At 62.9% G+C, this 22,267-nt stretch carries 19 protein-coding genes; 10 read left to right on the top strand and 9 right to left on the bottom strand.

Features of this window, described 5'->3' with window-relative positions; translation table 11 throughout:
* Nucleotides 1-196 precede the first annotated feature (196 nt).
* The 4 genes from JEY66_RS17055 to JEY66_RS17040 all read left to right on the top strand — a co-directional run bounded on the left by JEY66_RS17055 (nt 197) and on the right by JEY66_RS17040 (nt 2,748).
* Nucleotides 197-1,321, top strand: coding sequence for a flagellar basal body P-ring protein FlgI (locus JEY66_RS17055; protein ID WP_016846757.1), 1,125 nt, complete (start codon nt 197-199; stop codon nt 1,319-1,321).
* A complete protein-coding gene (gene flgJ / locus JEY66_RS17050) occupies nt 1,321-1,677 on the top strand; it encodes a flagellar assembly peptidoglycan hydrolase FlgJ (RefSeq protein ID WP_018272570.1) in 357 nt (118 codons plus the stop codon). The genes JEY66_RS17055 and flgJ overlap by 1 nt, the downstream gene beginning before the upstream one ends.
* 20 nt (nt 1,678-1,697) lie before the next feature.
* Nucleotides 1,698-2,201, top strand: coding sequence for a hypothetical protein (locus JEY66_RS17045; RefSeq protein ID WP_018272571.1), 504 nt, complete (start codon nt 1,698-1,700; stop codon nt 2,199-2,201).
* A gap of 160 nt (nt 2,202-2,361) precedes the next feature.
* Nucleotides 2,362-2,748, top strand: a complete 387-nt coding sequence (locus tag JEY66_RS17040; RefSeq protein WP_026193018.1) for a hypothetical protein — start codon at nt 2,362-2,364, stop codon at nt 2,746-2,748.
* 146 nt (nt 2,749-2,894) lie between these two features.
* On the opposite strand, the gene JEY66_RS17035 is transcribed toward JEY66_RS17040, so the two are convergent.
* From JEY66_RS17035 to JEY66_RS17025, 3 genes are all read right to left on the bottom strand, one after another.
* The gene (locus tag JEY66_RS17035) at nt 2,895-3,260 is read right to left on the bottom strand and encodes a hypothetical protein (RefSeq protein WP_016846761.1); all 366 of its coding nucleotides are present in this window, start codon (nt 3,258-3,260) and stop codon (nt 2,895-2,897) included.
* Nucleotides 3,261-3,288: 28 nt separating this feature from the next.
* On the bottom strand, nt 3,289-3,654 hold the full coding sequence (flaF, locus tag JEY66_RS17030) for a flagellar biosynthesis regulator FlaF (RefSeq protein WP_016846762.1): 366 nt from the start codon (nt 3,652-3,654) through the stop codon (nt 3,289-3,291).
* Between the two features lie 207 nt (nt 3,655-3,861).
* Nucleotides 3,862-5,031 carry a flagellin N-terminal helical domain-containing protein gene (locus JEY66_RS17025; RefSeq protein WP_028337699.1) on the bottom strand — a complete coding sequence of 390 codons (1,170 nt, stop codon included), beginning with the start codon at nt 5,029-5,031 and terminating at the stop codon, nt 3,862-3,864.
* Between the two features lie 366 nt (nt 5,032-5,397).
* Here JEY66_RS17025 and flbT point away from each other — a divergent pair, with 366 nt between their 5' ends.
* Nucleotides 5,398-5,829 (top strand): flagellar biosynthesis repressor FlbT, encoded by a 432-nt coding sequence (gene flbT, locus JEY66_RS17020; protein ID WP_016847775.1) that lies wholly within the window; start codon nt 5,398-5,400, stop codon nt 5,827-5,829.
* Nucleotides 5,830-5,901: 72 nt separating this feature from the next.
* Here the strand turns inward: flbT and JEY66_RS17015 are convergent, their stop codons facing one another.
* The 5 genes from JEY66_RS17015 to JEY66_RS16995 all read right to left on the bottom strand — a co-directional run bounded on the left by JEY66_RS17015 (nt 5,902) and on the right by JEY66_RS16995 (nt 13,805).
* Nucleotides 5,902-7,785: a hypothetical protein gene (locus tag JEY66_RS17015; RefSeq protein ID WP_018272572.1), complete on the bottom strand. Its 1,884-nt coding sequence runs from the start codon at nt 7,783-7,785 to the stop codon at nt 5,902-5,904.
* 7 nt (nt 7,786-7,792) lie between these two features.
* The gene (flgK, locus tag JEY66_RS17010; RefSeq protein WP_026193019.1) at nt 7,793-9,670 is read right to left on the bottom strand and encodes a flagellar hook-associated protein FlgK; all 1,878 of its coding nucleotides are present in this window, start codon (nt 9,668-9,670) and stop codon (nt 7,793-7,795) included.
* 46 nt (nt 9,671-9,716) lie between these two features.
* Entirely contained in the window at nt 9,717-11,549 is a 1,833-nt protein-coding gene (locus JEY66_RS17005; RefSeq protein WP_018272573.1) for a flagellar hook-basal body complex protein, read from the bottom strand.
* 183 nt (nt 11,550-11,732) lie between these two features.
* Nucleotides 11,733-12,233 (bottom strand): peptide-methionine (R)-S-oxide reductase MsrB, encoded by a 501-nt coding sequence (msrB, locus tag JEY66_RS17000; RefSeq protein ID WP_018272574.1) that lies wholly within the window; start codon nt 12,231-12,233, stop codon nt 11,733-11,735.
* A 75-nt stretch (nt 12,234-12,308) separates the two neighbouring features.
* Nucleotides 12,309-13,805, bottom strand: coding sequence for an NAD(P)/FAD-dependent oxidoreductase (locus JEY66_RS16995; RefSeq protein ID WP_018272575.1), 1,497 nt, complete (start codon nt 13,803-13,805; stop codon nt 12,309-12,311).
* Nucleotides 13,806-13,899: 94 nt separating this feature from the next.
* Here JEY66_RS16995 and JEY66_RS16990 point away from each other — a divergent pair, with 94 nt between their 5' ends.
* From JEY66_RS16990 to JEY66_RS16975, 4 genes are all read left to right on the top strand, one after another.
* Entirely contained in the window at nt 13,900-14,442 is a 543-nt protein-coding gene (locus tag JEY66_RS16990; protein WP_018272576.1) for a SixA phosphatase family protein, read from the top strand.
* A 156-nt stretch (nt 14,443-14,598) separates the two neighbouring features.
* Nucleotides 14,599-15,024, top strand: a complete 426-nt coding sequence (locus JEY66_RS16985; protein ID WP_018272577.1) for a universal stress protein — start codon at nt 14,599-14,601, stop codon at nt 15,022-15,024.
* 327 nt (nt 15,025-15,351) lie between these two features.
* On the top strand, nt 15,352-18,600 hold the full coding sequence (locus JEY66_RS16980; protein ID WP_080650385.1) for an AMP-binding protein: 3,249 nt from the start codon (nt 15,352-15,354) through the stop codon (nt 18,598-18,600).
* 149 nt (nt 18,601-18,749) lie between these two features.
* Nucleotides 18,750-18,983 carry a hypothetical protein gene (locus JEY66_RS16975; protein WP_018272579.1) on the top strand — a complete coding sequence of 78 codons (234 nt, stop codon included), beginning with the start codon at nt 18,750-18,752 and terminating at the stop codon, nt 18,981-18,983.
* A gap of 186 nt (nt 18,984-19,169) precedes the next feature.
* Here the strand turns inward: JEY66_RS16975 and JEY66_RS16970 are convergent, their stop codons facing one another.
* Nucleotides 19,170-20,078, bottom strand: coding sequence for a Bug family tripartite tricarboxylate transporter substrate binding protein (locus tag JEY66_RS16970; protein ID WP_018272580.1), 909 nt, complete (start codon nt 20,076-20,078; stop codon nt 19,170-19,172).
* Nucleotides 20,079-20,341: 263 nt separating this feature from the next.
* Here JEY66_RS16970 and JEY66_RS16965 point away from each other — a divergent pair, with 263 nt between their 5' ends.
* Nucleotides 20,342-22,102, top strand: a complete 1,761-nt coding sequence (locus JEY66_RS16965) for an adenylate/guanylate cyclase domain-containing protein (protein WP_026193020.1) — start codon at nt 20,342-20,344, stop codon at nt 22,100-22,102.
* Nucleotides 22,103-22,267: the final 165 nt, after the last annotated feature.

The raw sequence follows: 22,267 nt of genomic DNA, 5'->3' as shown, positions 1-22,267 counted from the left end.
GGCAATTTCTGCCGCCGCGCGGCAGTTTCGCGCTCCCTGGCGAACCCGAGGAAAATGACGACCCGACAATTTCGATAAATATATCAAGACATTGCTCAAGCGAAGCGAAGTGGCACGCAGCTCGCATGGTTAATGGCGGATCGCCGTCATGGGAGTGTCGCGCGCTCCGCGAGTTCAGTTCGAGGGGAGCATCGGGATGCCCGGCATCCGCATCGCAAATCTGTTCGGAGTGACCTGCGCCGCGCTGCTGGCGCTGGCGGCCTCCGTCATGCCGGCTGCCGCGACGTCGCGGATCAAGGATCTCGCCAATATCGAAGGCGTGCGCCAGAACCAGCTGATCGGCTACGGCCTCGTGGTCGGCCTCAACGGCACCGGCGACACGCTGAACAACATCCCCTTCACCAAGCAATCGCTGCAGGCGATGCTCGAGCGCATGGGCGTCAACATCCGCGGCGCCACCATCCGCACCGGCAACGTCGCTGCCGTGATGGTGACCGGCAATCTGCCGGCGTTCGGCACCCAGGGCACGCGCATGGACGTCACCGTCTCCGCGCTCGGCGATGCCAAGAACCTGCAGGGCGGCACCCTGCTCGTCACCCCCCTGCTCGGCGCCGACGGCAATGTCTACGCGGTGGCGCAGGGATCGGTGGCGGTCGCCGGCTTCGCGGCCGAAGGCGCCGCCGCCAGCGTCGTGCGCGGCGTGCCGACCGTCGGCCGGATCGCCAACGGCGCCATCATCGAGCGCGAGATCGAGTTCGCGCTCAACCGCCTGCCCAATGTGCGCCTCGCGCTGCGCAACGCCGACTTCACCACCGCCAAGCGGATCGCCGCCGCGGTCAACGACTATCTCGGCGTCAAGACCGCCGAGCCGATCGATCCCTCCACGGTGCAGCTTGCGATCCCGACGGAGTTCAAGGGCAACGTCGTCGCCTTCCTGACCGAGATCGAACAGCTGCAGGTCGATCCCGATCTCGTGGCCAAGATCGTGATCGACGAGCGCTCCGGCATCATCGTGATGGGCCGCGACGTTCGCGTCGCCACCGTCGCCGTCGCGCAGGGCAATCTCACCGTCTCGATCTCCGAGAGTCCGCAGGTCAGCCAGCCCAATCCGCTGTCGCGCGGCCGAACGGTCGTGACACCGCGCACCAGCGTCGGCGTCAGCGAGGACGGCAAGAAGTTCGCCGTGGTCAAGGACGGCGTCTCGCTGCAGCAGCTGGTCGACGGCCTCAACGGCCTCGGCATCGGACCGCGCGACCTCATCAGCATCCTGCAGGCGATCAAGGCCGCCGGCGCGATCGAAGCCGACATCGAGGTGATGTGATGGCGAGCCTGATCAACAGCACCACCGGCAGCATGCCGAACAAGGCGTTGATGCCGATGTTCAACGGCCGCCCCGATCCCGTGCTGCAGGACGCGCTGAAGAAGGTGACGCCGCAGCAAGCCGTCAAGGCGAAGGCGACCGCGACCGATTTCGAATCGATGTTCCTCAACTCGATGTTCTCGCAGATGACGACCGGCCTGAAGGGTGACGGCCCGTACGGCGACACCGTCGGCACCGGCGCATGGCGGTCGATGCTGACCGACGAATACTCGAAGAATTTTGCCAAGGCCGGCGGCGTCGGCATTTCCAACGAAGTGTTCCGCTCGCTGATCCTGCAGCAGGCGAACAAGAGCTAGGATTTCAAAGGAGCAGCGCGATGAACCAGCGTCCACAGCAGCCGCGGCCAGTAGCATCCGCCTCCGCCGCGCGGTCCGCGACGTCGACGCCGCCGGACGTCGCGCGTCTCGCCAACGAACTGACCGAAGTGATGAGCGGCCTGCTCGCCGTGATCGAGCAGGAGACCGAGTTCGTCCGCGCGGGCAAGATCCGCGAGGGCATGCAGCTCGAGCCGCAGAAGTCGGAGCTGTCGCGGCGCTATATGCTCGCGGTCGAGCACCTGAAATCGATGCAGAAGATGCTGTCGCAGACCGATCCCGAGCTGCTCGCGACGTTGCGCCGGCATCACGAGACGTTCCGCGCCATGCTGCAGGTCAATCTGACCGTGCTTGCGACCGCGCACGCCGTCTCCGAAGGCATCGTGCGCGGCGTCAATGCCGAGGTGCAGCGCCGCAACATTCCGAACACCTACACCGCAAGCGGACAGCGCGCCACGCCGGGCCCGCGCAACATGACGCCGATCGCGGTCAGCCGCACGCTCTGACGCAAACGCCGACAATTTAGCTCAATTCGACGCAGCCCCGGCAGCGGGGCATTCAGCGTGTTTTCTAACAGCCTATTGAGAGGTTCCCCGTAGAGTTGCGGATCGTGAGGGGTTGGGATTTGACTCAAGCAAACTAGTGCCTGTGCACTACGAGGCTGCCATGAGTACAGATTTCAACATCAAGCCGGTGGGGGCACCGGTCGCAGCGCCGATGATCTCTCCCACGAGCGATACGGCGCAGAAGGCGGTCAAGACTGAACTGCCGGCGAGCCAGAGCGTCACCGCTCCGGAGCCGAGCGTGCGCGTCACCATCGATCCCAACGCCGTCAACGCATCGATTTCAAATCAGGCTCCGTCGGTCAGCGACCAGGTCATCATCGACCGCGACGCGCGCGCCGTGGTCTATCAGGTGGTCGATAATCGCACCAATTTGGTGGTGAGGCAGTTTCCGGAAGAAGCCGTATTGCGCCGCCGCGCCTATTTCCACGCGCTCGATCTCAGCAAGGACGCGCCGACGCGGGTGCGAGCCACCGATCGCCGCGCTTAAAGCGCGATGAGATTAGGTTGAATCATCATCGCGCTTTGGCTCCTTGTTTGAGCATGATCTCCGCGCAAACGCGTCCCGCGTTTGTCGCGAGGGAAAACCGCTTCGCACTTTTCCGGATCATGCTTTAGGCGCGGAGCAACGACCGTTCAGGTCTTCTGCGTGGCGTAGGCCTTGTCGAGATAGGTCGCCCCGGTGGCCGGATCGGTGACGACATTGGCGATCAACGCCGTCCCCTGCTGCACCAGCGCAAACTTGGTATCGCCGATCCGGAACCCGCCATCCTTGATCAGCACATCCTGATACTTGCTGGTGCCGTCGCTCTGGTAGTGAACCTTGGCGCGGAAGCCGTCGACGTTCGACACCGAGATGTTGAACGACTTGTTGTTGGCGTACTTGCCGCTCCAGCTGCCCTCATAGAGGTTCGGATCGACAGCCACATAGGGCGTCTTCGACGGGACCGTCAGGCCGGCGGCCTTGTAGTTGGCCGACAGGATGCTCAACACGTCGGCCATGCCGAGGGCTCCGTCAGGAATCGATCGATCAGCCGCGACCCGAGAGGCCGGCGGCGATATTGCAGTTGATATCGATCAGCGACTTCAGTTTCGCCGGATCCGGATTCATCTGGATGTCGACGGTCTGCTTCATCACGAACACGCCGATATTGGCGATGTTCTGGCGAATCTCGAGCGGCTGCGGATTGTCGTCGCCCTGCGCGGCGCTGAGAAAGATCGACCACAGCCGGCGGTTGAACAGCAACGCGTGATCGAGCGCCTTGTCGGGACCGTTCCAGTTCGTCTGGACTTCCTGCAGCTGCCGCGCGGCCTTCAACAGCGCCTGCGCTTCGATTTCACGTGGGGACGCCGTCGTCGTGGAGGTACGAGCGTAGGCCTGGGCTGCATTCGACATTCAATGACCTCGATGGGATGCGGATTTCTCGAGCCGCGAAGACGCAATTCTAGCGCCCGATATTTATGCATCCGGCGCCTTTAAATATGGTTAGCAGCCGTTACGAAATGCGTCGTTCTGACGGCATGGACAGACACCGTAATATCCCGGAGACAAATGAAAACGGCGGGGTTTCCCCCGCCGTTCTCGAAGCACTTGCCGGCGCGCTTAGCGGAGCAGTTGCAGCACGCTCTGCTGGCTCTGGTTGGCGAGCGCCAGCGCGGAGACCGCGATCGACTGGCGGGTCGACAGCGCCTGGCTGTTGGCCGCTTCCTCGTTGGTGTCGGCCAGCGTCAGGTTGGACGAACCGGTCTGCAGCACGTTGATCAGGTTCTTCGAGAAGTCCTGACGGATCTGCACGATCGACAGGTTCGAACCCAGCGTCGAGGCTTCGCTGCGCAACGCGGAGCTCGCCGAGCTCAGCGACGAGATGACGCTGTTCGCCGAGTTGTTGTCGAGGAAGTCGGTGCCGGCGGTCAGCGCCTTCAGACCGAGGCCGCTGGCATTGAAGGTGACGCCGGTGATGCTGAGCGTCGACTTGCCGGTCTCGTTGAAAGTCAGCTTCAGGCTGTCGCCGTTCAACAGGTTGATGCCGTTGAAAGACGCGTCCTGCGCCGTGGTCGTGATCTGCGCGATAGTGTTGTTATACTGCGTCACCAGAGCGGCGCGCGCCGACTGCGAGGCCTGGTCGGCAACCGGGGCCGTGCCGGCCGCGCTGAACGTCGCGGTGCCGCCGCCGGTGTTGGTGAAGGTCACCGCACCGATCGTCGAGGACGCCGCGTCATTGGTCGTGGTGATGACGAGCTTGTTGGAGCTGTCGAGGCTCGCCGTCAGGTTGCTGGCCGCCAGCGACGTGTTCAGCTGCGCCAGCGACGTGCTGGCCCCGAAGGTGAAGCTGAAGGCGGGTTGGCCCGCCGAAGCCGCGATCGCCAGCACGTCGCCGCTCTTGATCGTGGTGCCGTCGACGAGGTTGGCAGACGTGCCGCCGAGCGCCGCAGTCGAGGTGACCTGCGACCTGGTGGTATAGCCGGTCGGGCTCTGCAGCACCTGGTTGGCGATCGACTTCGCGGTATCGACCAGCTTCTGCAGCGAGGTGATGCCGGTGTTGGCGGCCTGCAGCACCTGCACGCCGTTGCCGATGCCGTCCAAGAGATTGTTGATGTCGCTGGCGCGGTTGTCGAGCGACTGCGCGGTGAAGAAGTTGGTCGGGTTGTCGAGCGCCGTGTTGACCTTCTTGCCGGTGGCAAGGCGGTTCTGCGTCGTGGAGAGCAGATCGGCGGTGGACTGGAGGGAGAGGAGGTTCTGGCGAACCGAGGAGGAGAGAATGATATCGGACATTTTCATACCTTTCTGGTGTGAAACTGAGAAAAAAGCCGCTCCAATCCTTTCTGATCGGGCGGATGGCCGATCCTGCGGTCAAGCCGCGAAGGAAAAAGAAATCTCCAGCACGGCATTTGAGACAAAGGCCGAAGAATAAAATTGTCGCCATTGGGCGAGGTTCGTCCCGAAAACTACTGAGGCGACTGACAATTCCGGCCAGATAACGACGCCAGCGCCCGCCCCTCGTTCACCAAGCATTAACCATCATGGGAAAGGATCGCTGTCGCATCGGCCCCTGCCCGCAGCGGCGGCTGCTAAGCAGTGCCGAACCACTTCGCTCCGCCAGCGAAGACATCGCGCGACTGCCGGCAAAGGAGAACGGTCATGGCCCTGAAGGTCGAACTCAAACCGAACGAGCGCATCATCGTCGGCAATTGCGTGATCACCAACACCGACCAGCGCGCCCGCCTGCTGATCGACGGTGACCGCATCCCGATCCTGCGCGAGAAGGATATCCTGACGCCCGAGACGGCGGACACGCCGGCGAAGCTGATCTATCTCGCCGTGCAGCTGATGTATCTGTCGCCGGACCCGATGGCGCACCACCCGACCTATTTCAGTCTGGTGCGCGACATCATCACCGCGATGCCGAGCGCCTGGCCGTTCATCGAAAGCGTCAACAACTTCATCCTCAACGGCGACCTCTATCACGCGCTGAAGGAGTCCAAGAAGCTGATCGCGCACGAAGAGAAGTTGCTGGAGACCGCTCGCGACCAGCAAAACGCCGATCGCGACGACGCACGCAAGAGCGCGTAGGCGCCCCTCGCCTGAACGAAAAAGGCCTCCTCGCGGAGGCCTTTTTGCTGTCTGGCGTTAAAGGGCGCGCGATCAGCTGATCGGCAGATATTTCAGCAGCGTCGTCTGATACAGCATCGACGTGGTCTGGTACGACGCCTGCAAGCTGGTTTGCAGCGCCAGGATCTTGGTCGCGACCTCGTCCTGATTGACGCCCTCGACCGAGTCGAGCATCGTTTCCGCCATCCCCTTGAGCTGGGTCTGCCGATCGGTGGCCGCCTTGGTCGCGGTCTGGGCACCGGCGAATTCGGCCTGCACGTCCTGGATCTGCTGCTGACCGTTTTGCGGGGCGAGGTTGGCGCTCACGCGCTGCGCGAGCGCCGTCACCTGCGCACTCGCATTCGGGTTGCTGGCATTGGTGGTGACGGCCGCATACACCGCGACGTTCTGCAGCAAATAGCGGAAGGCTTGCTCGTTGGCGCGCGCGCCATACTGCACGGTGATCGACTGATCGACCTGGGCGACCGCGGTGCCGCGCGCCGACCCCGGGCCATTCTCGCCGGTGTACCAGTAGACGGTGTTGCCGGGCGTGCCCGCGACCAGGTTGGTCGCGGTGTCGAACGGCGGTCCCCCTACCCTGAGCGGCGCCGGCGCTGCGGTGGTGTTGTTGGCGATGCCGAGCGCGCCGAGTGCGGCTGTATTGGAGCTCGAGATCGACAGGCTCTCGCCGTCGGCGCCGTGCAACGTGATCGCGCCGTTGCTGATGGTCGACGGGTTCTTGGTGCCGCTGATCTGGTCGATCTTGGCCATCAGCGTCTGTACGCTGTCGGTGACGTTGACCTGGTTGCCGGTGGCGCCCGAGGTCACGAAGGTGATCGGCGTGCCGTTCACCGTGATGGTGTCACCGGCGGCAAAGCTCGTCGACAGCGAGTCGGTGCCCGCCGCCCCCGACAGCGCCGTGGCGCCGCTGATCGGCGCCGGCGGCGTGTTCTGGTTGTTGGCCGCGGCGCCCGAGACGGTCGCGACCGGATTGAAGAAATTGTTCGACGCCGCGACCGCGGACGCCGCGACCAGCGACGTGTCGCTCAACGTCTTGATCGACGAGGTCAGCGTCGACTGCAGGTTGGCCGTCGTCGCCGCGGTGTCGGCGCCGATCAGGAACGAGCCCGCGGGCGGCGGGTTCGTCGTGGTCGCCGTGAGTTCGATCGCTTCGGTGGTGCCGTCGGGCAGCGTGAAGTTGAACTTGATCTTGTCGCCGTCCTTCGGATTGACGGCGCCGAGATCGACCGACGAGGTCTTCGGCGTGCCGGTCGGCTGCGTCACCGTGGCGCCACCCGTCAACGACGATTGCACCGACAGGAGTTTCAGGCCGAACGGCGAGCCGTCCTCGGCGATACTCGTGACCGTCGTGGTGGCCGGCGGCGACGAGACGCTCAGGCGCCCCATCATGCCGGCGCCCTGATCGGCCTGCTTGCGCTCATTGATGAGCTGCGAGAGCCCGGCCTGGGTTGCCGTGCCCTTGAGCATGGTATCGGCGGACACCGTGGCCGGCGTATCCATCGCGCGGCCGGAAAACAGATAGCGGTCGCCCGACTGGCTGTTCAGCATCGCGACCGCGTTGGCGAAGGCCGCCTGCGCCGTGATCTGGCCCGAGGTCTGGCCGCTGTCGTTGAGCGTCAGCGTCGCCGTCGTCGCGGCGTTCTTCACCTGGGTCCCGACGTCGGACAGGCCCTGCAAGGTGAGGTTGGCGACACTCAGGCGCGTGTTGAGGTTGGTGGCGGTATCGGAGAACGCGTTGATGCCGCTGATCTGCGCGCGCAGGCTGAGCGCAAACCCGCGATCGAGCCCCTGCCCCGCATAGGTCGTCGATACCTTGCCGGTCGCAAGCTGCGTGGTCAGGTCATTGAGCTGATTCCGCAGGTTGAGGATCGTGGTGCCGATATAGGAAGTTCTGCCGCTTACGCCGTCGATCGACATGTTACCCTCACGTGAGCTGCAGCAGCGCGTCGTACATCTGCTTGATCGACGACATCACGCGCGCATTGGCGGAATAGGCGTTCTGCAGCGAAAGCAGATGCGCCATCTCCTCATCCATGTTGACGCCGGAGGTCGAGTCCATCTTGGTCTGCAGCGTGTTCAGCACGACGTCCTGGCCGTCAGCCAGTTGCTTGGCAGCGGTCGCGGACTCGCCCTGCTGGCTGATGAACTGCTTGGCAAAGTTCAGCAGCGTGCCGGTGAACGGCGCGCCTGACGTGCCAAGGCCGGTCTGCGGCGAATAGCTGTATGAGGCGTTCGACAGCTGGTTCAGGACGAGGTTCGCGCGCGTGGTGTCGCCGGCCGGCGTCTGCGGATTGGTCGAGTACACCACCATGCGCGAGGGATCGCCGATCAGGCCGGTGTTGACGCTGATGCGCGCGGCAAGGCCGGTGGTCTGCGATCCGTTCGCGGTGATCGCGCCGGTGTAGAGTCCGCCATTGTCGGTGAACAGCGGAAGATGCGGATCGCCCGAGGTCAGCGACGAAACCGTCGACGTGACCGATGCCGCGGTCACATCGGCCTTGTTGACGGCGCCGTCGTCGAGCACGCGCAGCGTCGACCCCGACGGATTGGAGAATTGCAGGCCGGTTCCGCCGAGTGCACCGTTGAGCTGCGACAGCACCGAGCTCAAGCCGCCTGAGAAATCGATGCCCAGCACCTCGTCGTTCGGATCGACGGTCGCGGTATTGCTCAGCGGCAGCACGCTCGGATCGTCGACGCGAATGATCGACAGATTGTGCGTGAGGCCGGTGGTGTTGTCCTTGTAGGAGACGTGGATGGTGTTGCCGTTCTGCAGCCCCGAGAGGTCGAGGTCGAAGCCGGACTGCGCCCCCGCCGTCGCCGCGGTGCCCGCGGTGGTCTTGTCCGACAGCGCGCTCGACATCGCGGCGGCGAACTGATCGATCTGTGTCTGGGCCTGCGCCAGCGTGTTGTCGCGCAACTCGAGATAGGCGGCGATCTTGCCGGAGCGAATCGAGTTGGTCGACACCATGTCATAGGTGCCGCCATGCGGGAACGTGATGGTGATGGTGCCGACGGTGCTCTTGGTCGGGTCGGTATTGTACAACGTGTTGGGCGTCATCGTGCCCTGGGCGTTGAAGCTGAGCGTCGCGGCCTCGGTGCCGACCAGCTGCACGCCGGAATTGGTAAACACGCTCACCTGGTTCTGGCTGTTGGTGACGGTGCGGATGTCCATCAGCTGCGAGAGCTGCGTGACGTAGCGGTCGCGCTGATCGAGCAATGCCGCGGTCGAGGCATCGGTCGTGCCGCCATTGGCCGCCAGCTGGACATTGAGGCGCGCAATCTGCTGCAACGCATTGTTCGCGCTGTTGATGGAATCGCTGATGCCGGCCTCGGCGTTGGCGCGCAGCGTCTGGATTCCCTGCGAGGTCGCATTGAGCTGCTGCGCCATCGATTGCGCGGCATTGATCACGCCGATGCGGGCCGACTGCGATTCCGGGCTGGTCGACAGCCCCTGCAGCGCGGTCAGGAACTTGTTGTAGGCGTCCTCGATCGTGCCGGTGGAGTCGGGATTGCCGTACACGCCCTGCAGATTGGCCAGGAAATCCGAGCGGACATCGGCATAGGCCGCTCCCGACGTCTCGGTGCGGAGCTGGGTCTGCAGGAATTCGTCGAGCTGGCGGTTGACGCCGGTGATGAGGACGCTCGATCCGTACTGGCCGGTGGTGCCGGTGACCTGATTGAGCGTCTTCCTGACGTAGCCGGGCGTCTCCGCGTTGGCGACGTTCGACGACACGAGCGAGAGCGAGGCCTGCGTGGCGCGCAGGCCCGACATCGCGGTGGAAAGGGCTTGGCTCAAACCCATGATGTGTACTCGCCTTTACTTCTTCACACGTGCAGCAACGACGCGATCAGCGCACCACGTTCAGGAGATCCTGCACCATCGAATTGGTCGTGGTGATCACCTTGGTGTTCGCCGAATAGGCCTGCTGGGTCACGATCAGCTTGGTGAACTCGTCGGCAATATCGGTGTTCGAGCTCTCGAGCGAGGAACCGACGATGGTGCCGGCCTTGCCGAACAGCGCCGCGCCGGACTCGTCGGTCGCCTCGAACGCACCGCCGTCGATGCGCTTGAGGAAGTTGGTGCCGTTGAAGGTCGCCACCGAGATTTCGGCGAGGTCGATGTTGCGGCCGTTGGTATAGTTGCCGACGATGCGGCCGTTGGTGGAGACGCTGACCGACTGCAGCTGGCCGGCGGGGAAACCGTCCTGCTGGATCTGGTTGACCTGAACGTTGCCGTTGGCGTCGGCGAACTGGGTCACGCCGCCGGAGCCGAAATTGATCACGGGGCTGCCGAGTGACACGCCGTTGACGACGGCATTGGTGAGCGCCACCGAGGAGATCGCCGGCGACATCTGGCCGTTCGAGGCGAAGGTGAAGTTGACGTTGACGTTCTGCCAGGAGACCTGTGTGCCGGTCGCATTGGGATTGACCTGATAGAATAGGTTCCAGGTATCGGTATGTCCGCTGCCCAGCGAGGAGCTGTCGGTTTTGGCCCAGCGGAATTGCAGATTCACCGGCGCGCCCGACACGTCGTAGGCGGTGACGGCGCCGCCCGAGACGGATTCGTTCAGGAAGGTCGAGTTGTCGTTGCCGATAACCTGGCCGGTGCCGACCGTGCCGCCGCCGCCGCGAACCGCAACCGCCGACCCGGTGAAGCCGAGCGCTGCGAAGGCGGTCGAGTTCGAGCTCGTCACGTTGAGATCGGCCAATTTGCCGGAGTGCAAGGTGATCTTGCCGCCGCTGATCGTCGATGGCGTCGTGGTACCGGTAATCGCGTCGATCTTCGCGAGCAGCGTTCCGATGCTGTCGGTGACGTTGAGCTGGTTGCCGGTCGCCCCCGACGCCACGAAGGTGATGACGGTCCCGTTGACCGTGATCGTGTCGGCGGGCACGACGGGCGGGCCGGCAGAGCCGGCGCTGAAGTTGGTATTGATCGAATCGGTGCCGGCTGCGCCCGAGAGCAGGGTCGCGGCGGTGATGGCCACCGACGGCGTCGCCTTGTTGTTTTGCGCGGTGCCGGTGATCGCGGAATCGGTATACGGCGCAGCCGGCGTGCCCAGCACCAACGGATTATTTCCACTGCTGAACGCGCCCGGCCGGATCAGCTCGGAGCCGGGAACCGAGGTGTCGTGCGCGGTGGTCAAGGGATAGGACGCGAGGTTGGCGCGATAGTCGATCTTGGTGGTCTGCTGCGCCGGCAGGAAGTCGTTCTTGAATTGCAGCACCTGCGGCGATGAGCCTGCCGGGTTGCCAGTGGTCGGGTCGATCGGCACGCCCTCGAGATAGTAGCCGGCGCCGTTGACGAGATAGCCGTCCTTGTTGAGCTGGAAATCGCCGCGGCGGGTATAGCGGTCAACGCCGTCGAACACCGGCGCACCGTCGGTGAAGCTGCCAGGCTTCTGCACCGCGAAGAAACCGTTGCCGTTGATCGCCATGAAGGTCGCGACCGATGCCGACTGCACGTCGCCCTGCACCGAGTTGGTCGAGCGGGACTGCGCGGTGACGCCGCCGGCGAGCTGCGCGGTCAGCGCGGTCTGCGGGACGAGGTCGAGGAATGAGGTATCGATGCGCTTGAAGGCCGTGGTCTGCGAGTTGGCGATGTTGCCGGAGATGTTTTCGAGCGCGTAAGACCCCGCGCGCAAGCCACCGACAGCCGTCGTGAGAGCGCCGAAGATACCCATGACATGTTCTCCAATTCGATTCCCGGCGGCTGGCAATCACAGGAATGGCCGCATCGGCGGAGCATGTCGCAAAGGTCGTGCCACGAAACAAAACGTAACAAAATCATCCGCTTGAAAAAAATGCCCCGGTCGTTCGACCGGGGCACATTTGCCGGGAGCGGCAACAATTGCCGGGAAGGAATGTCAGGTCGCGGACGGCGCCGCCGGGTGAAACACCAGCGCAAAACCGTCCATGCAGTAGCGAAGTCCGGTCGGTTTCGGGCCGTCGTCGAAGACGTGGCCGAGATGGCCGCCGCAGCGGCGGCAATGCACCTCGGTGCGCACCATGCCGAAGGTGCGGTCCGAGGTCGTGCCGACCGCATTGTCCAGCGGCTTGTAGAAGCTCGGCCAGCCGGTGCCGCTCTCATACTTGGTCTCGGACGAGAACAGCGGCAGGTCGCAGCCGGCGCAGGCGAAGGTGCCCTTGCGGTGCTCCTTGAGCAGCGGGCTCGATCCCGGCCGCTCGGTGCCCTGGTTGCGCAGGATCTCGTATTGCTGCGGCGTCAGCTGCGCGCGCCATTCGGCGTCGGTCTTCTCGATCTCGAATTTCTCGGCGGCCTGCGCCGGCGAGGCGCGCAGCCAGCGAAAGGCGGCAAGGCCGAACAGGCCGGCGACGGAAGCAAGCAGGATGCGGCGATCGATCATCAATCATCTCCGTGCGGACGGCTCAGGAGGGCGTGCCCGAGGTTCGTCAACAAATACGAACCCCGCCGGCGGACGTTACATCCGCCCGTCGGAGATCCGCTCACTTTCTTGCGAGGCGTCCGGATACGGCGCCTCGCCTTCCTCGATCGACCTCGGCGCGGGCGGCCGCGCCGGCCGCACCCCCGACGGGGGCGGGCGGCGGGCTGCGGGTCCCCTGGTTCCCGCCCTGAGATTGGCCTCGGCGAGCCGCGCCTCGCGCAGGCGCTCCTTCGCACGTGCACCCTCGCGGTAGCGCGCCAGAACACCCGCCGCGGACGCGGCGCCCCTCGTCCACAGGCTGACGAAATGACCGGCGACGCGGCCGGTGGTGCCGCCGGCCCAGACCAGCTCGAACGGCGAGAACAGCCGCCAGCGGTCGTCGCCCCGCAGGATGCTGCGCGCGATCAGCTGCCCGGCGAGCGCCGAGGTGTTGAGCCCCTGCCGGCCAAAGCCGCTCGCCACCCACAGGCCCCGGCGCAACTGGCCGATCTGCGGCATGCCATGCACGGTGACGCCGACCGCGCCACCGAACATCTCCGCGATCGGAACCTTGCCGAGTTGTGGAAACACCGTGGCGATGCGGCGCTGCACCGCCCCGCCAAGCCGCTTCGGCCGTGCGTCCCAGGTGGTTTCGGGGCTCGCCCACAACAGCCGATCGCCATCGACGACACGGAAATGGTCGATGCCGTGGCTGTCGACGACCGAGCCGGGAAAGGCGATGGTCTCCGCCAGCCGCTCCCCGAGCGGCTCGGTCAACGCCGCGTAGCGCCACACCGGCAGCAGCGTATCGGACAAGCGCTTCAACGGCGCACCGAGATGGATATTGCCGGCGAGGACAATATGGTTGGCGCGCAGCCGCGCCGTCGGCGTCACGATGCGTTTGCGGATGCCGGAAAAATCGATGCTGACGACCGGCGTCTCCTCGAAGATCCGCACGCCCGCCCGCATCGCCAGCGCGGCGAGGCCATGCACATATTTGCGGCCGTCGATCTGGAACGCCTTCGGATAATAGGTGCCGTGGAAATAGCGGCCGGTCCTGAGCACGCTGCGCACGCGATCGACCTGCCAGCCCTCGACCTCGGTCGCGAAATCCTCGCCCAATGTCTGCAGACGGCTGATCAGCGCCTCGCCGACATCGACATTGGAGACCTCCAGCGCGCCATCGCTCGGCTTGATGCCGGGGATCAAATCTTCGGTAGCGGTGGCGCGGACATAATCGGCGCCCTCCTTCGACAATGCCCACAATTCGCGGGCATCGTCGAGGCCGACGCGCTCGATCACATCCGTCATCGGCAGGCCGAATCCCGGCATCACGGTGCCGAGATGATGACCGGAGGCGTTCCAGCCGATCTGGCGGCCCTCGAGCACCGCGACGCTCGCCCCGAGCCGCGCCGCCTCACGCGCCACGGTCAGGCCGGCCAGGCCGGCCCCGACCACGCAAATGTCGACGTCGAGGTCAAACGCCAGACGGTCGCCGAACGGCGAGTCCGCCTGATCGGGGCCGTCTGCCGCACTTGTGGAACTCTCGCTCATGGCGTTTCTTACGAACCGCTGCGGCGCTTGTCACCTTGTCCAGGGCATGAGCCTGTAGATTAATTCGACCTGACCGAATCGAGAATGGAAGTCCATGCGCCGTTTGCTGCTGCTGCGTCACGCCAAGACCGAACACGACGCGCCTTCGGGGCACGACCAGGACCGCCGCCTCGACGAGCGCGGCCACCGCGATGCGGCCGAGATCGGCGGCTGGATCGCCCGTCATCCGCCCCTGCCCAATCTGGCCCTGGTCTCGCCGGCAGTCCGCACCACGCAGACCTGGGACATCGTGCGCGAGGCGCTGAAGGGCGCCGGACATGCGCCGAAAGTCGAATTCGTGCCGGAGCTCTACGGCGCCGATCCGGTGCATTTGCTGACCGCGATCCGGATGGCTTCGGTCACCGATCCGAAGCGGCTGATGCTGATCGGCCATAACCCCGGCATGCACGAGCTCGCGCTGACGCTGACCGGCAGCGGCGACGAGGCCGCAAAGCGCGCGCTTCGCGACAATCTGCCGACCTCGGGGCTCGCCGTCTTCGACTTCGCGATCGACGACTGGAACGACGTCTCGTTCCGGCGCGGCAAGCTCGTCCTGTTCGTCAGCCCTAAACTGTTGAAGCAAGCCTCGCGCAGCTGACGCAAGCGGACAGCGCCGCTCCGCCATGCTATATTGACATCTGCGCGACAGGGGGACCGGTTCGCGTCGATACAGAACGACTTCAAGAATAAGAAGGCGCGCGTCCCGGGCACAGGGACCAAACGGCTCCAGACCAATCGCGGACAGGAGGCGCAGATGTACAAATCCATTCTCGTTCCAATCGACCTCGCCGATACCGATCTGGCGAAGCCGGCGATCGCAACCGCTGCAACATTGTCGCAAACATGGAACGGGACGGTGCGTCTGCTCAACGTGCTGCCGATGACGCCGGTGATGCTCGCCGAATATGTGCCGGCGGATTTCGACAGCCAGCAACGTGAGACGTCGGAAGAAGCGCTTGCGATCGTCGCGCGCGAATCCGGCATCGCGCCCTCCCGCATCTCGGGCGTGGTCCGCCAGGGCGGCATCTATCACGAGATCCTCGAGGAGGCCGCGGCCATGAAGGCCGACCTGATCGTGATGACCTCGCACCGCCCGGCGATGCGCACCTACTTCCTCGGCTCAAATGCCGGCCACGTGGTGCGCTACGCCAAATGCTCGGTGCTGGTGGTGCGGCACTAAAGCGGGATGAGTGATGGGGCCGTCGCAGGCGGCGCTGCCAAAATATCGAAAACAACCCCATGCAAAGGAGTCGGCCGCTGCCGGGATCGACCAGGCAACTTGACACGTCGGGCAACTCAGGGATATTCTTCTAATATTCCGAAATTGCGCATACATCCTCTCCCCACGCTGTCAGAACGGGCAACTTGCCTGAGCGCAGCCGAGGCGCCCGCGGTCGATTGCCCGACGATGCTATCCGCGTATTCTCGCCTTCGATGTGTTTGAGGGTTCTGGGAATTGACTTCACCAGTTCAGTATACGGAGCGACATTGACGAAGAGGGGCGGCGTTGTCGAATATTGTCAAGGAATTGCGGAAAGGTAACGCACGCAAGAGCGCCGGAAGACGCCCCTTTCCGTGCGTTCGAGACCTCCTCGCCGACCATGCGGAAACTGCGCCGGAGCGCTATGCCATTCTGGCCCCGGCGCGCCGCCCGATGACGTATGGCGCGCTATGGACGCAGGCAAATGAAGTGGTTTTCGGGTTGCGGAACGTCGGCGTGCGCCGAACTGACAGGGTCGCGATCGTGTTGCCGGACGGACCAGAGGCTGCAGTAGCGGCGATCACGGTTGCGGCCGGCGCGGTTTGTGTGCCTCTCAATCCGGGGTTCACCTGTGATGAATACCAGCGCTATTTCGACGAATTGCAGCTGGCGGCGCTATTGACGCACGCTGACTTGAATTCGGCCAGCCGACGCGCCGCCCAAATCCAGGGCGTGCCCGTGATCGATGTGTCGATTCGGCCGAACGAGGGAGCCGGCGCGTTCAGTGTTGCCGGTCGGGCACCGCAGCTCCTGGTTGACGACGAGTTTGCATCCAGCGCTGACGACGCGTTCATCCTGATGACATCTGGCAGCACGTCGCGGCCCAAAACGGTCCCTCTGACCCATGCGAGCGTCTGTCTGTCGGCCGACAACGTTGGCGCCGCCTTGGAGCTGGAGGCTCGCGACCGATTGCTAGGCGTACTGCCTCTCTTTCATGGGCATGGCTTGATCTCGGGACTTCTGGCCGCGCTTGCGGCAGGCTCCAGTACGGTCTGTCCGCCTGGCTTCGATGCGACAGCGTTCTTCGGCTGGCTGACGGAGTTCCGACCAACCTGGTACACGGCGGTACCGGCAATCCATCGCGCACTATTGGCGGCGGCGGATCCCTACAGGCAGGCTGCGCAGCAGTCATCCTTGCGGCTCGTTCGTTCGGCTTCGACGTCCCTGTCGTCGGAAGTGCTCGACGGACTGGAAGCGCTGTTTGGTGTTCCGGTTATAGACACCTACGGCATGACGGAGGCCGCGACCCAGATCGCTGCTAATCCCTTGCAGCGGCGAAAGCGCGGTTCAGTCGGCCGGCCGGCCGGCCCAGAGATCGGGATACTGGACAGGGGCGGCCGTCGCCTGCCATCCGGCAAACGTGGAGAGATCGCACTGCGAGGTCCCACCATAACCAGGGGGTACGACAATGATGCCGCCGCTACAGCGTCCGCATTTCAGGACGGCTGGTTCCGGACCGGCGACCTCGGATACCTGGACGCCGACCGGTATCTCTTTATCGTCGGTCGCATCAAGGAGATCATCCATAAGGGCGGCCAGAAGGTTGCCCCCGCCGAGGTAGAGGGCGCTTTGCTGAGCCACCCGGCTGTGATCGACGCCGCTGTCTTCCCTGTTCCCCATGAGCGACTAGGCGCGGACGTCGCCGCCGCTATCGTGCTGCGTCAGGACGCAAAGGTGAGCGTACAGAGTCTCCGGGACTTTGCCCGAGGACGCCTGGCCGGGTTTAAGGTCCCTGGCCTCATCGTGATTGTACCGGAGATTCCGAAAGGCCCCGGCGGGAAGATCAAGCGCAATGAACTTGCGGCCGGCTTTTCAAAGATTCGACCAATCCAGGACGACGGCAAAGGAGTTGCGCCCAGCTCGGAGTTGGAGCGTCAATTGGCCGGTATCTGGAAGGACATCCTGGACATCGATCGGATCAGCGTTGATCAGGATGTCTTCGCGCTCGGCGTGGATTCACTTGCCATGACCCAGTTGATTTTGCGTGTGGAAGAGTGCTTCGGCATCATGCTGTCGTTCGAGGATATCTTCGATTCGTCGACCGTTGCGGCGCTTGCGCTTCGCCTTGAATCATCAAAAGAAGGCTCGTTGGCGCGCCCGCACGATCCGCCATCGCAGATCTCGCGCGCCGATGCAGACGGCGCACAGTCAATCTCCATCGTGCAGGAGCGCATGCTACGCATCGAGCGAAAATTACCCGGGTTGCCCCAGTTCAACCTGCCGTTCGCTTATCGATTGCAGGGCCGACTAAGCATTCCCGTGCTCGAGCAGAGCCTTGCCGAGGTCGTGCGTCGGCACGACATGCTGCGCACGGTGTTTATCTGGCAGGGTGATGTCCCTCTGGCTCGCGTCGTGCCGGACGTCGATGTCAGATCGATCCTGGCTGTGAAGGATTATGCAGACCCGGCGCATACCGGAGATACCCGCGCCAAGGAACTTATGCTGGTAAAGGCGAAGTTGGAAGCCGAACGGAGCTCCCTGGCGCCGATCGACATGAGCAATGCGCCACTGTTCCGGGCCTATGTCTTCCGGCTCGATGCCAGGGACCATGTTTTGCTTCTGGTCATGCACGACATCATCATCGATGGCTGGTCGATGGCAATCTTCATGGAAGAGCTTCTGAAGATCTATGCCGCTGCGATTTCCGGTGCGAAGGTGCAACTGCCCGAACCGTCGGTTCAGTTTTCCGATTTCGCTCGCTGGCAGCGTTTGTGGTCCAGCACCGAGGAAGCAAACAGGCAGTTCGCTTACTGGAAGCGGTGCCTCGACAAAGCCTCACCTCCATTTGCAGCCCCGAAAAGCAGCGTTGGAGGCGAATTGATTTCGCGCACTCTCCAGGAATCATTTCAAATATCCAACAATCTGGTGACGCAGCTCAGCGCCATGAGCCGTGACCGGGGCGCAACTCTGTTCATGAGTTTACTCGCCGGTTTCAAGACCCTGCTGTTGCTCCGGAGCGAACGCAACGACATTTGTGTCGCGACTTTGATGGCCAATCGGCCTCAACTCAGGACGGAACGCGTGATCGGTCCGTTCGCGAACACAACGATCATCCGTACCCAACTTGATGCTGACCTGACATTTGGCGAAGCGCTCAATCGCGTGCGCAAGGCCGTCCTGGAGGCTTACGCCAGACAAGAACTTCCATTCGACATCATTGCCAGCCGACTGGCAGAAGAGACCGGCTTGTGCCCGGCATCACTCGTTCAAGTTTATTTCGTTCTCCAAGTTGCGTTCCGCCGAGCGCTCCGGCTGCCCGATCTGACGGTTCGTCCGTTCGGCTACCAGGAGGAACGGTCTGCCATGCCGATCGATCGCGCTTGGCTTTCGATGACCCTTAAGGACACCCCGTCGGGAATGACCGGCATATGCGGGCGCAAGGACGACTTGTTCGAGCCAAACACCGTCCAGAATTGGATTGCCGATTACACGGCAATCCTGGCCAATGCGGCCGCAAACCCCAACGCGCAGCTTGGCCGATTGATTGATCCTTGAAACGATCAGCTCAGTCGCACCAAGCCGGTGCCAAAAGTGCGTCGCTTTGTGCCGGTGTCATGCCGCGCGCAAGCTCGCCAAAATTCGTCGGAGCCGAGTATCATCCCGCTTGATTATCCACTAGAAATTGTCGACAATTCAGAGGTGCATTGGACAAGGGATTAATCAAATCTAGTTTTGCCACTTTGGAGGCGGCGATGTGTAGATTTGCAGTGGATCTCATTGACTTTGAGGAATTGACCGCGGCGCAAAGGAAAGCACTGCTGAAGGACCTACAGAAGCGCAGGGATGCTCTGCAAGCGCAGCTGAAGGGCGTCAATGAATCGCTGAAGGGCGTCAATCAAGCGCTCAAAACGGTCCAGAAAGTATCAAAGCGCCGTTAGCGCCCGGGCCGTCAACGCCCGACAAGGCTGCAGTCTGCCCTCCGCGCTTGATCCGTGCAGGGGCTCCGCCGAATGCGGAAGAGACAGCGGAGGGCCTAACCAAAGCGCACGTAAAATCGACGCTGCTCCGGACGGCAGGGTGTGAAGCCCCCGGTCGCGTCATGGCCGGCCACCGTCGCGGCCGTCTCAGGGTTGAATTCCGAGCACCTTAAGTATCGGCGTCCACTGGGTGTAATCTTTCTCATGCATCGCTCGTGCCTCTGCACTGGATCCCCATACTTGCTTAAATCCGACATTCTGCAGTTTCTCCTGAGAACGTTGCGATGCTTGCCGAAAAATCTCGGAGAGTCGGGAGACTTCCTCCACTGATGTTCCCGGCGGAGCGAAGATGCCGACCCATCCTTCTGTCTCAATCCCGCGGCCGGTTTGTGCAAGAATGTGAAGCGAATCTTGAAACGGGAGAAAGTCCGGAAAAGGAACAATCGCAGCCGCGACATGCCCCCCAAGGACACTGAGGATCGCTGGCGCCGACCCCTGATAGGGTACGTGCACCATCGGCACTCCGTAGTCGCTGAAAAGCTTTGTACCTATGAGATGGGGAATGCTCCCGGCGCCTGCGGTGGCCACGGTGCGATATTTCTCCTCGCGCGAGGCCTCCTGCATGTATTCAGCAAGATGCGCGGCAGCGTCTTTTCTCGTGACTGCAACGTATGAGAAGGTCGCCAAAACTCCGACGGGCACGAGCTCGCTTTGAGGAGACGTTCTGAGCGACGACGTGGAGGACATGAACAAGAGTGTCTGGGTCCCCTTTTGCCGAAGTACCCAATCCGCCGCTATTGCTCCTCCCGCGCCAGGTCGATTTTCCACGATCGTCGACGTTCGCGCGATCTGCTCTGCTGCTTCAGCAACGATTCTGGCTGCGGTTGAAGAGGTTCCTCCTGCCGCAAATCCCACAACCAATGTAATCTGTCCATCATTCGGAAGTGCGGGACTGGAGAGCATGACAAGCGCGGCGAGAAGAAGCGGCGTGAATCTCGTCATTCGCTGATTCCCTTTTTCGACGAGGATCGCGATTTTCAAGGACAGCTGGACCACGTTCCCTTCGAGGGCGCAACCTCCGAAAGAACGTCATCTGACCGGCTTGGCTCTCCGGCGCGCTGCGGGCGCGCCCATCCGTCCGTACCTCGCACGCGGTTCGCCATCGAAGCGGGCAGAATTCGATACCGGGGTCGATCTCGCCAAGCTCGCACGCGGGCTGGCACTAACTGAACAACACCGGTGTTCGGAGCCCGATAGACACCTCCTGCTTCTGACAATAGTCTTTGACTAAAGATCGGATCGGATCAGGGCGAGCTTTTATGGCCGCAGACCGTGTGGAACGGCGACTGAGTGCTATTTTCGTGGCCGATGTGGCTGGCTACAGCCGCCTAATGGGTGCTGATGAGGAGGGTACGCACGCCCGGCTGAACGAACATCTGTCCGCGCTCCTCCATCCCGAGATCGAAAAGCACGGCGGGCGGCTCATCAGGAGCGCCGGCGACGGAATCTTGGTGGAGTTTGCCAGCGTGGTCGGCGCGATGCGATGCGCCGTTGCGATACAGCGCGGCATGATCACCCGAAACACCGATGTCCGAATTGAAAAGCGGATCGAGTTCCGCATTGGCATCAATGCCGGCGACATCATCATAGAAGGCGGCGATATCTTTGGGGACGGGGTAAATGTTGCGGCTCGGCTCGAGGCGCTTTGTGAGCCGGGCGACATCTGTGTATCGCAACGCGTACGAGAAGATACGCAGGATAAGCTTGACGTCGAATTCGAAGATAGTGGCGAGCATCAACTGAAGAACATTGCACGGCCGGTGCGGGTCTATCGCGTGTCGTTCGGCAACGCTCCGGCGCGACCGGCGCTTGCGCTTCCCGACAAGCCATCGGTCGCCGTCCTGGCTTTTGAGAACATGAGTCGCGACCCGGAGCAGGAGTACTTTGCGGATGGAATTTCGGAAGACATCATCACCGAGTTGTCCCGCTTCTCGGACTTGTTCGTGATCGCACGCAATTCGAGTTTTCGATACAAGGGCAGAGCGGTTGATTTGCGTCAGGTGGGTCGAGAACTCGGCGTGCGCTATGTTCTGGAGGGTAGCGTTCGTCGGGGCAATGACCGAGTTCGGATCACGGCGCAGCTGATTGATGCTGCAAATGGCGTCCACCGCTGGGCCGAGCGCTATGACCAGAAGTTGAAGGATGTGTTTGCGATCCAGGACGACGTGGCGCGGACGATCGCCGCAATTCTGGTCGCGCATGTGAACATGGCGGAAGCTGAACGCACCTTGCTCAAGCCGCCCAAGACTTGGCAGGCCTACGATCACTACATGCGCGCAAGTGCGGCGTGGATAGCGTTCCAGTCCTCGTGGCAAATGGCGGAATTATTGAGGACACGAGGGCACCTCGCGGATTCGCTGGCCATCGATCCGAAATATGCCCGTTGCTATACAATGCTGGCCAGCACTCACCGGGTGGCTTGGCTCAATCCGCTGAATGATGAATATTTGAGCCCGACTATCCTTGACCTGGCCATCAAACTGGCGCGCACGGCAATTGCCCACAATCCGAGCCTGCCCGAAGCCTATGCCGAGTTGGGCTATAACATCATCCGGAAGCGTGACTTCGACGCAGCGACTGGCGCCGCCGAAAGAGCGCTGGCGCTTAACCCCAATTTCGCGGATTACCGCCTCGCGCAAATATTTTACTCGGTGGGAGAGCCGACCAGAGCTATTGCCATCGCCAAGTTGCAAATGCGCCTTGATCCATTCCATCCGCATTTTGCGCCGTTGATGGTCGGCGTAGCTCACTACCACCTCAAAGAATACCACGATGCCCAACATTGGTTGACCGAAGCCATTAGCCGCGCGCCCAATCACCAGTATGGCCACGCCTTCCTGGCTGCGACGTACGCTCAGCTGGGACGAATGGAAGATGCTCGTGCAGAGGCAAACGAGGTTCTACGCTTAAATCCAAGATACAGCATCAGCGGCACCCAGCAGCAGGTATCCATTCTCAAACGCGCCGAAGATTTGGAGCACCTGGTCGACGGGCTGCGAAAGGCCGGCCTTCCAGCATAGTCTCGGCGAATGCGCGGGGGCAGGACAGCAACCCGCCGTGCTGCACGGTGGTGCTCGGCCGAAGTCCGCTGTTGGCCCTTCTCCAACCTCCGGCGAGGTCCGCCTTCTCGCCGCTGTCAGGTGAGAGCGGGCGTCAAGCGCCCCTCGCCCAACGCCGGTGTGTGA

This window comes from Bradyrhizobium elkanii USDA 76 (genome assembly GCF_023278185.1).
Classification (GTDB): Bacteria; Pseudomonadota; Alphaproteobacteria; order Rhizobiales; family Xanthobacteraceae; genus Bradyrhizobium; species Bradyrhizobium elkanii.
Note: the sequence above shows the minus strand (reverse complement) of the source record. Positions and strands in the feature narration are given on the sequence as shown.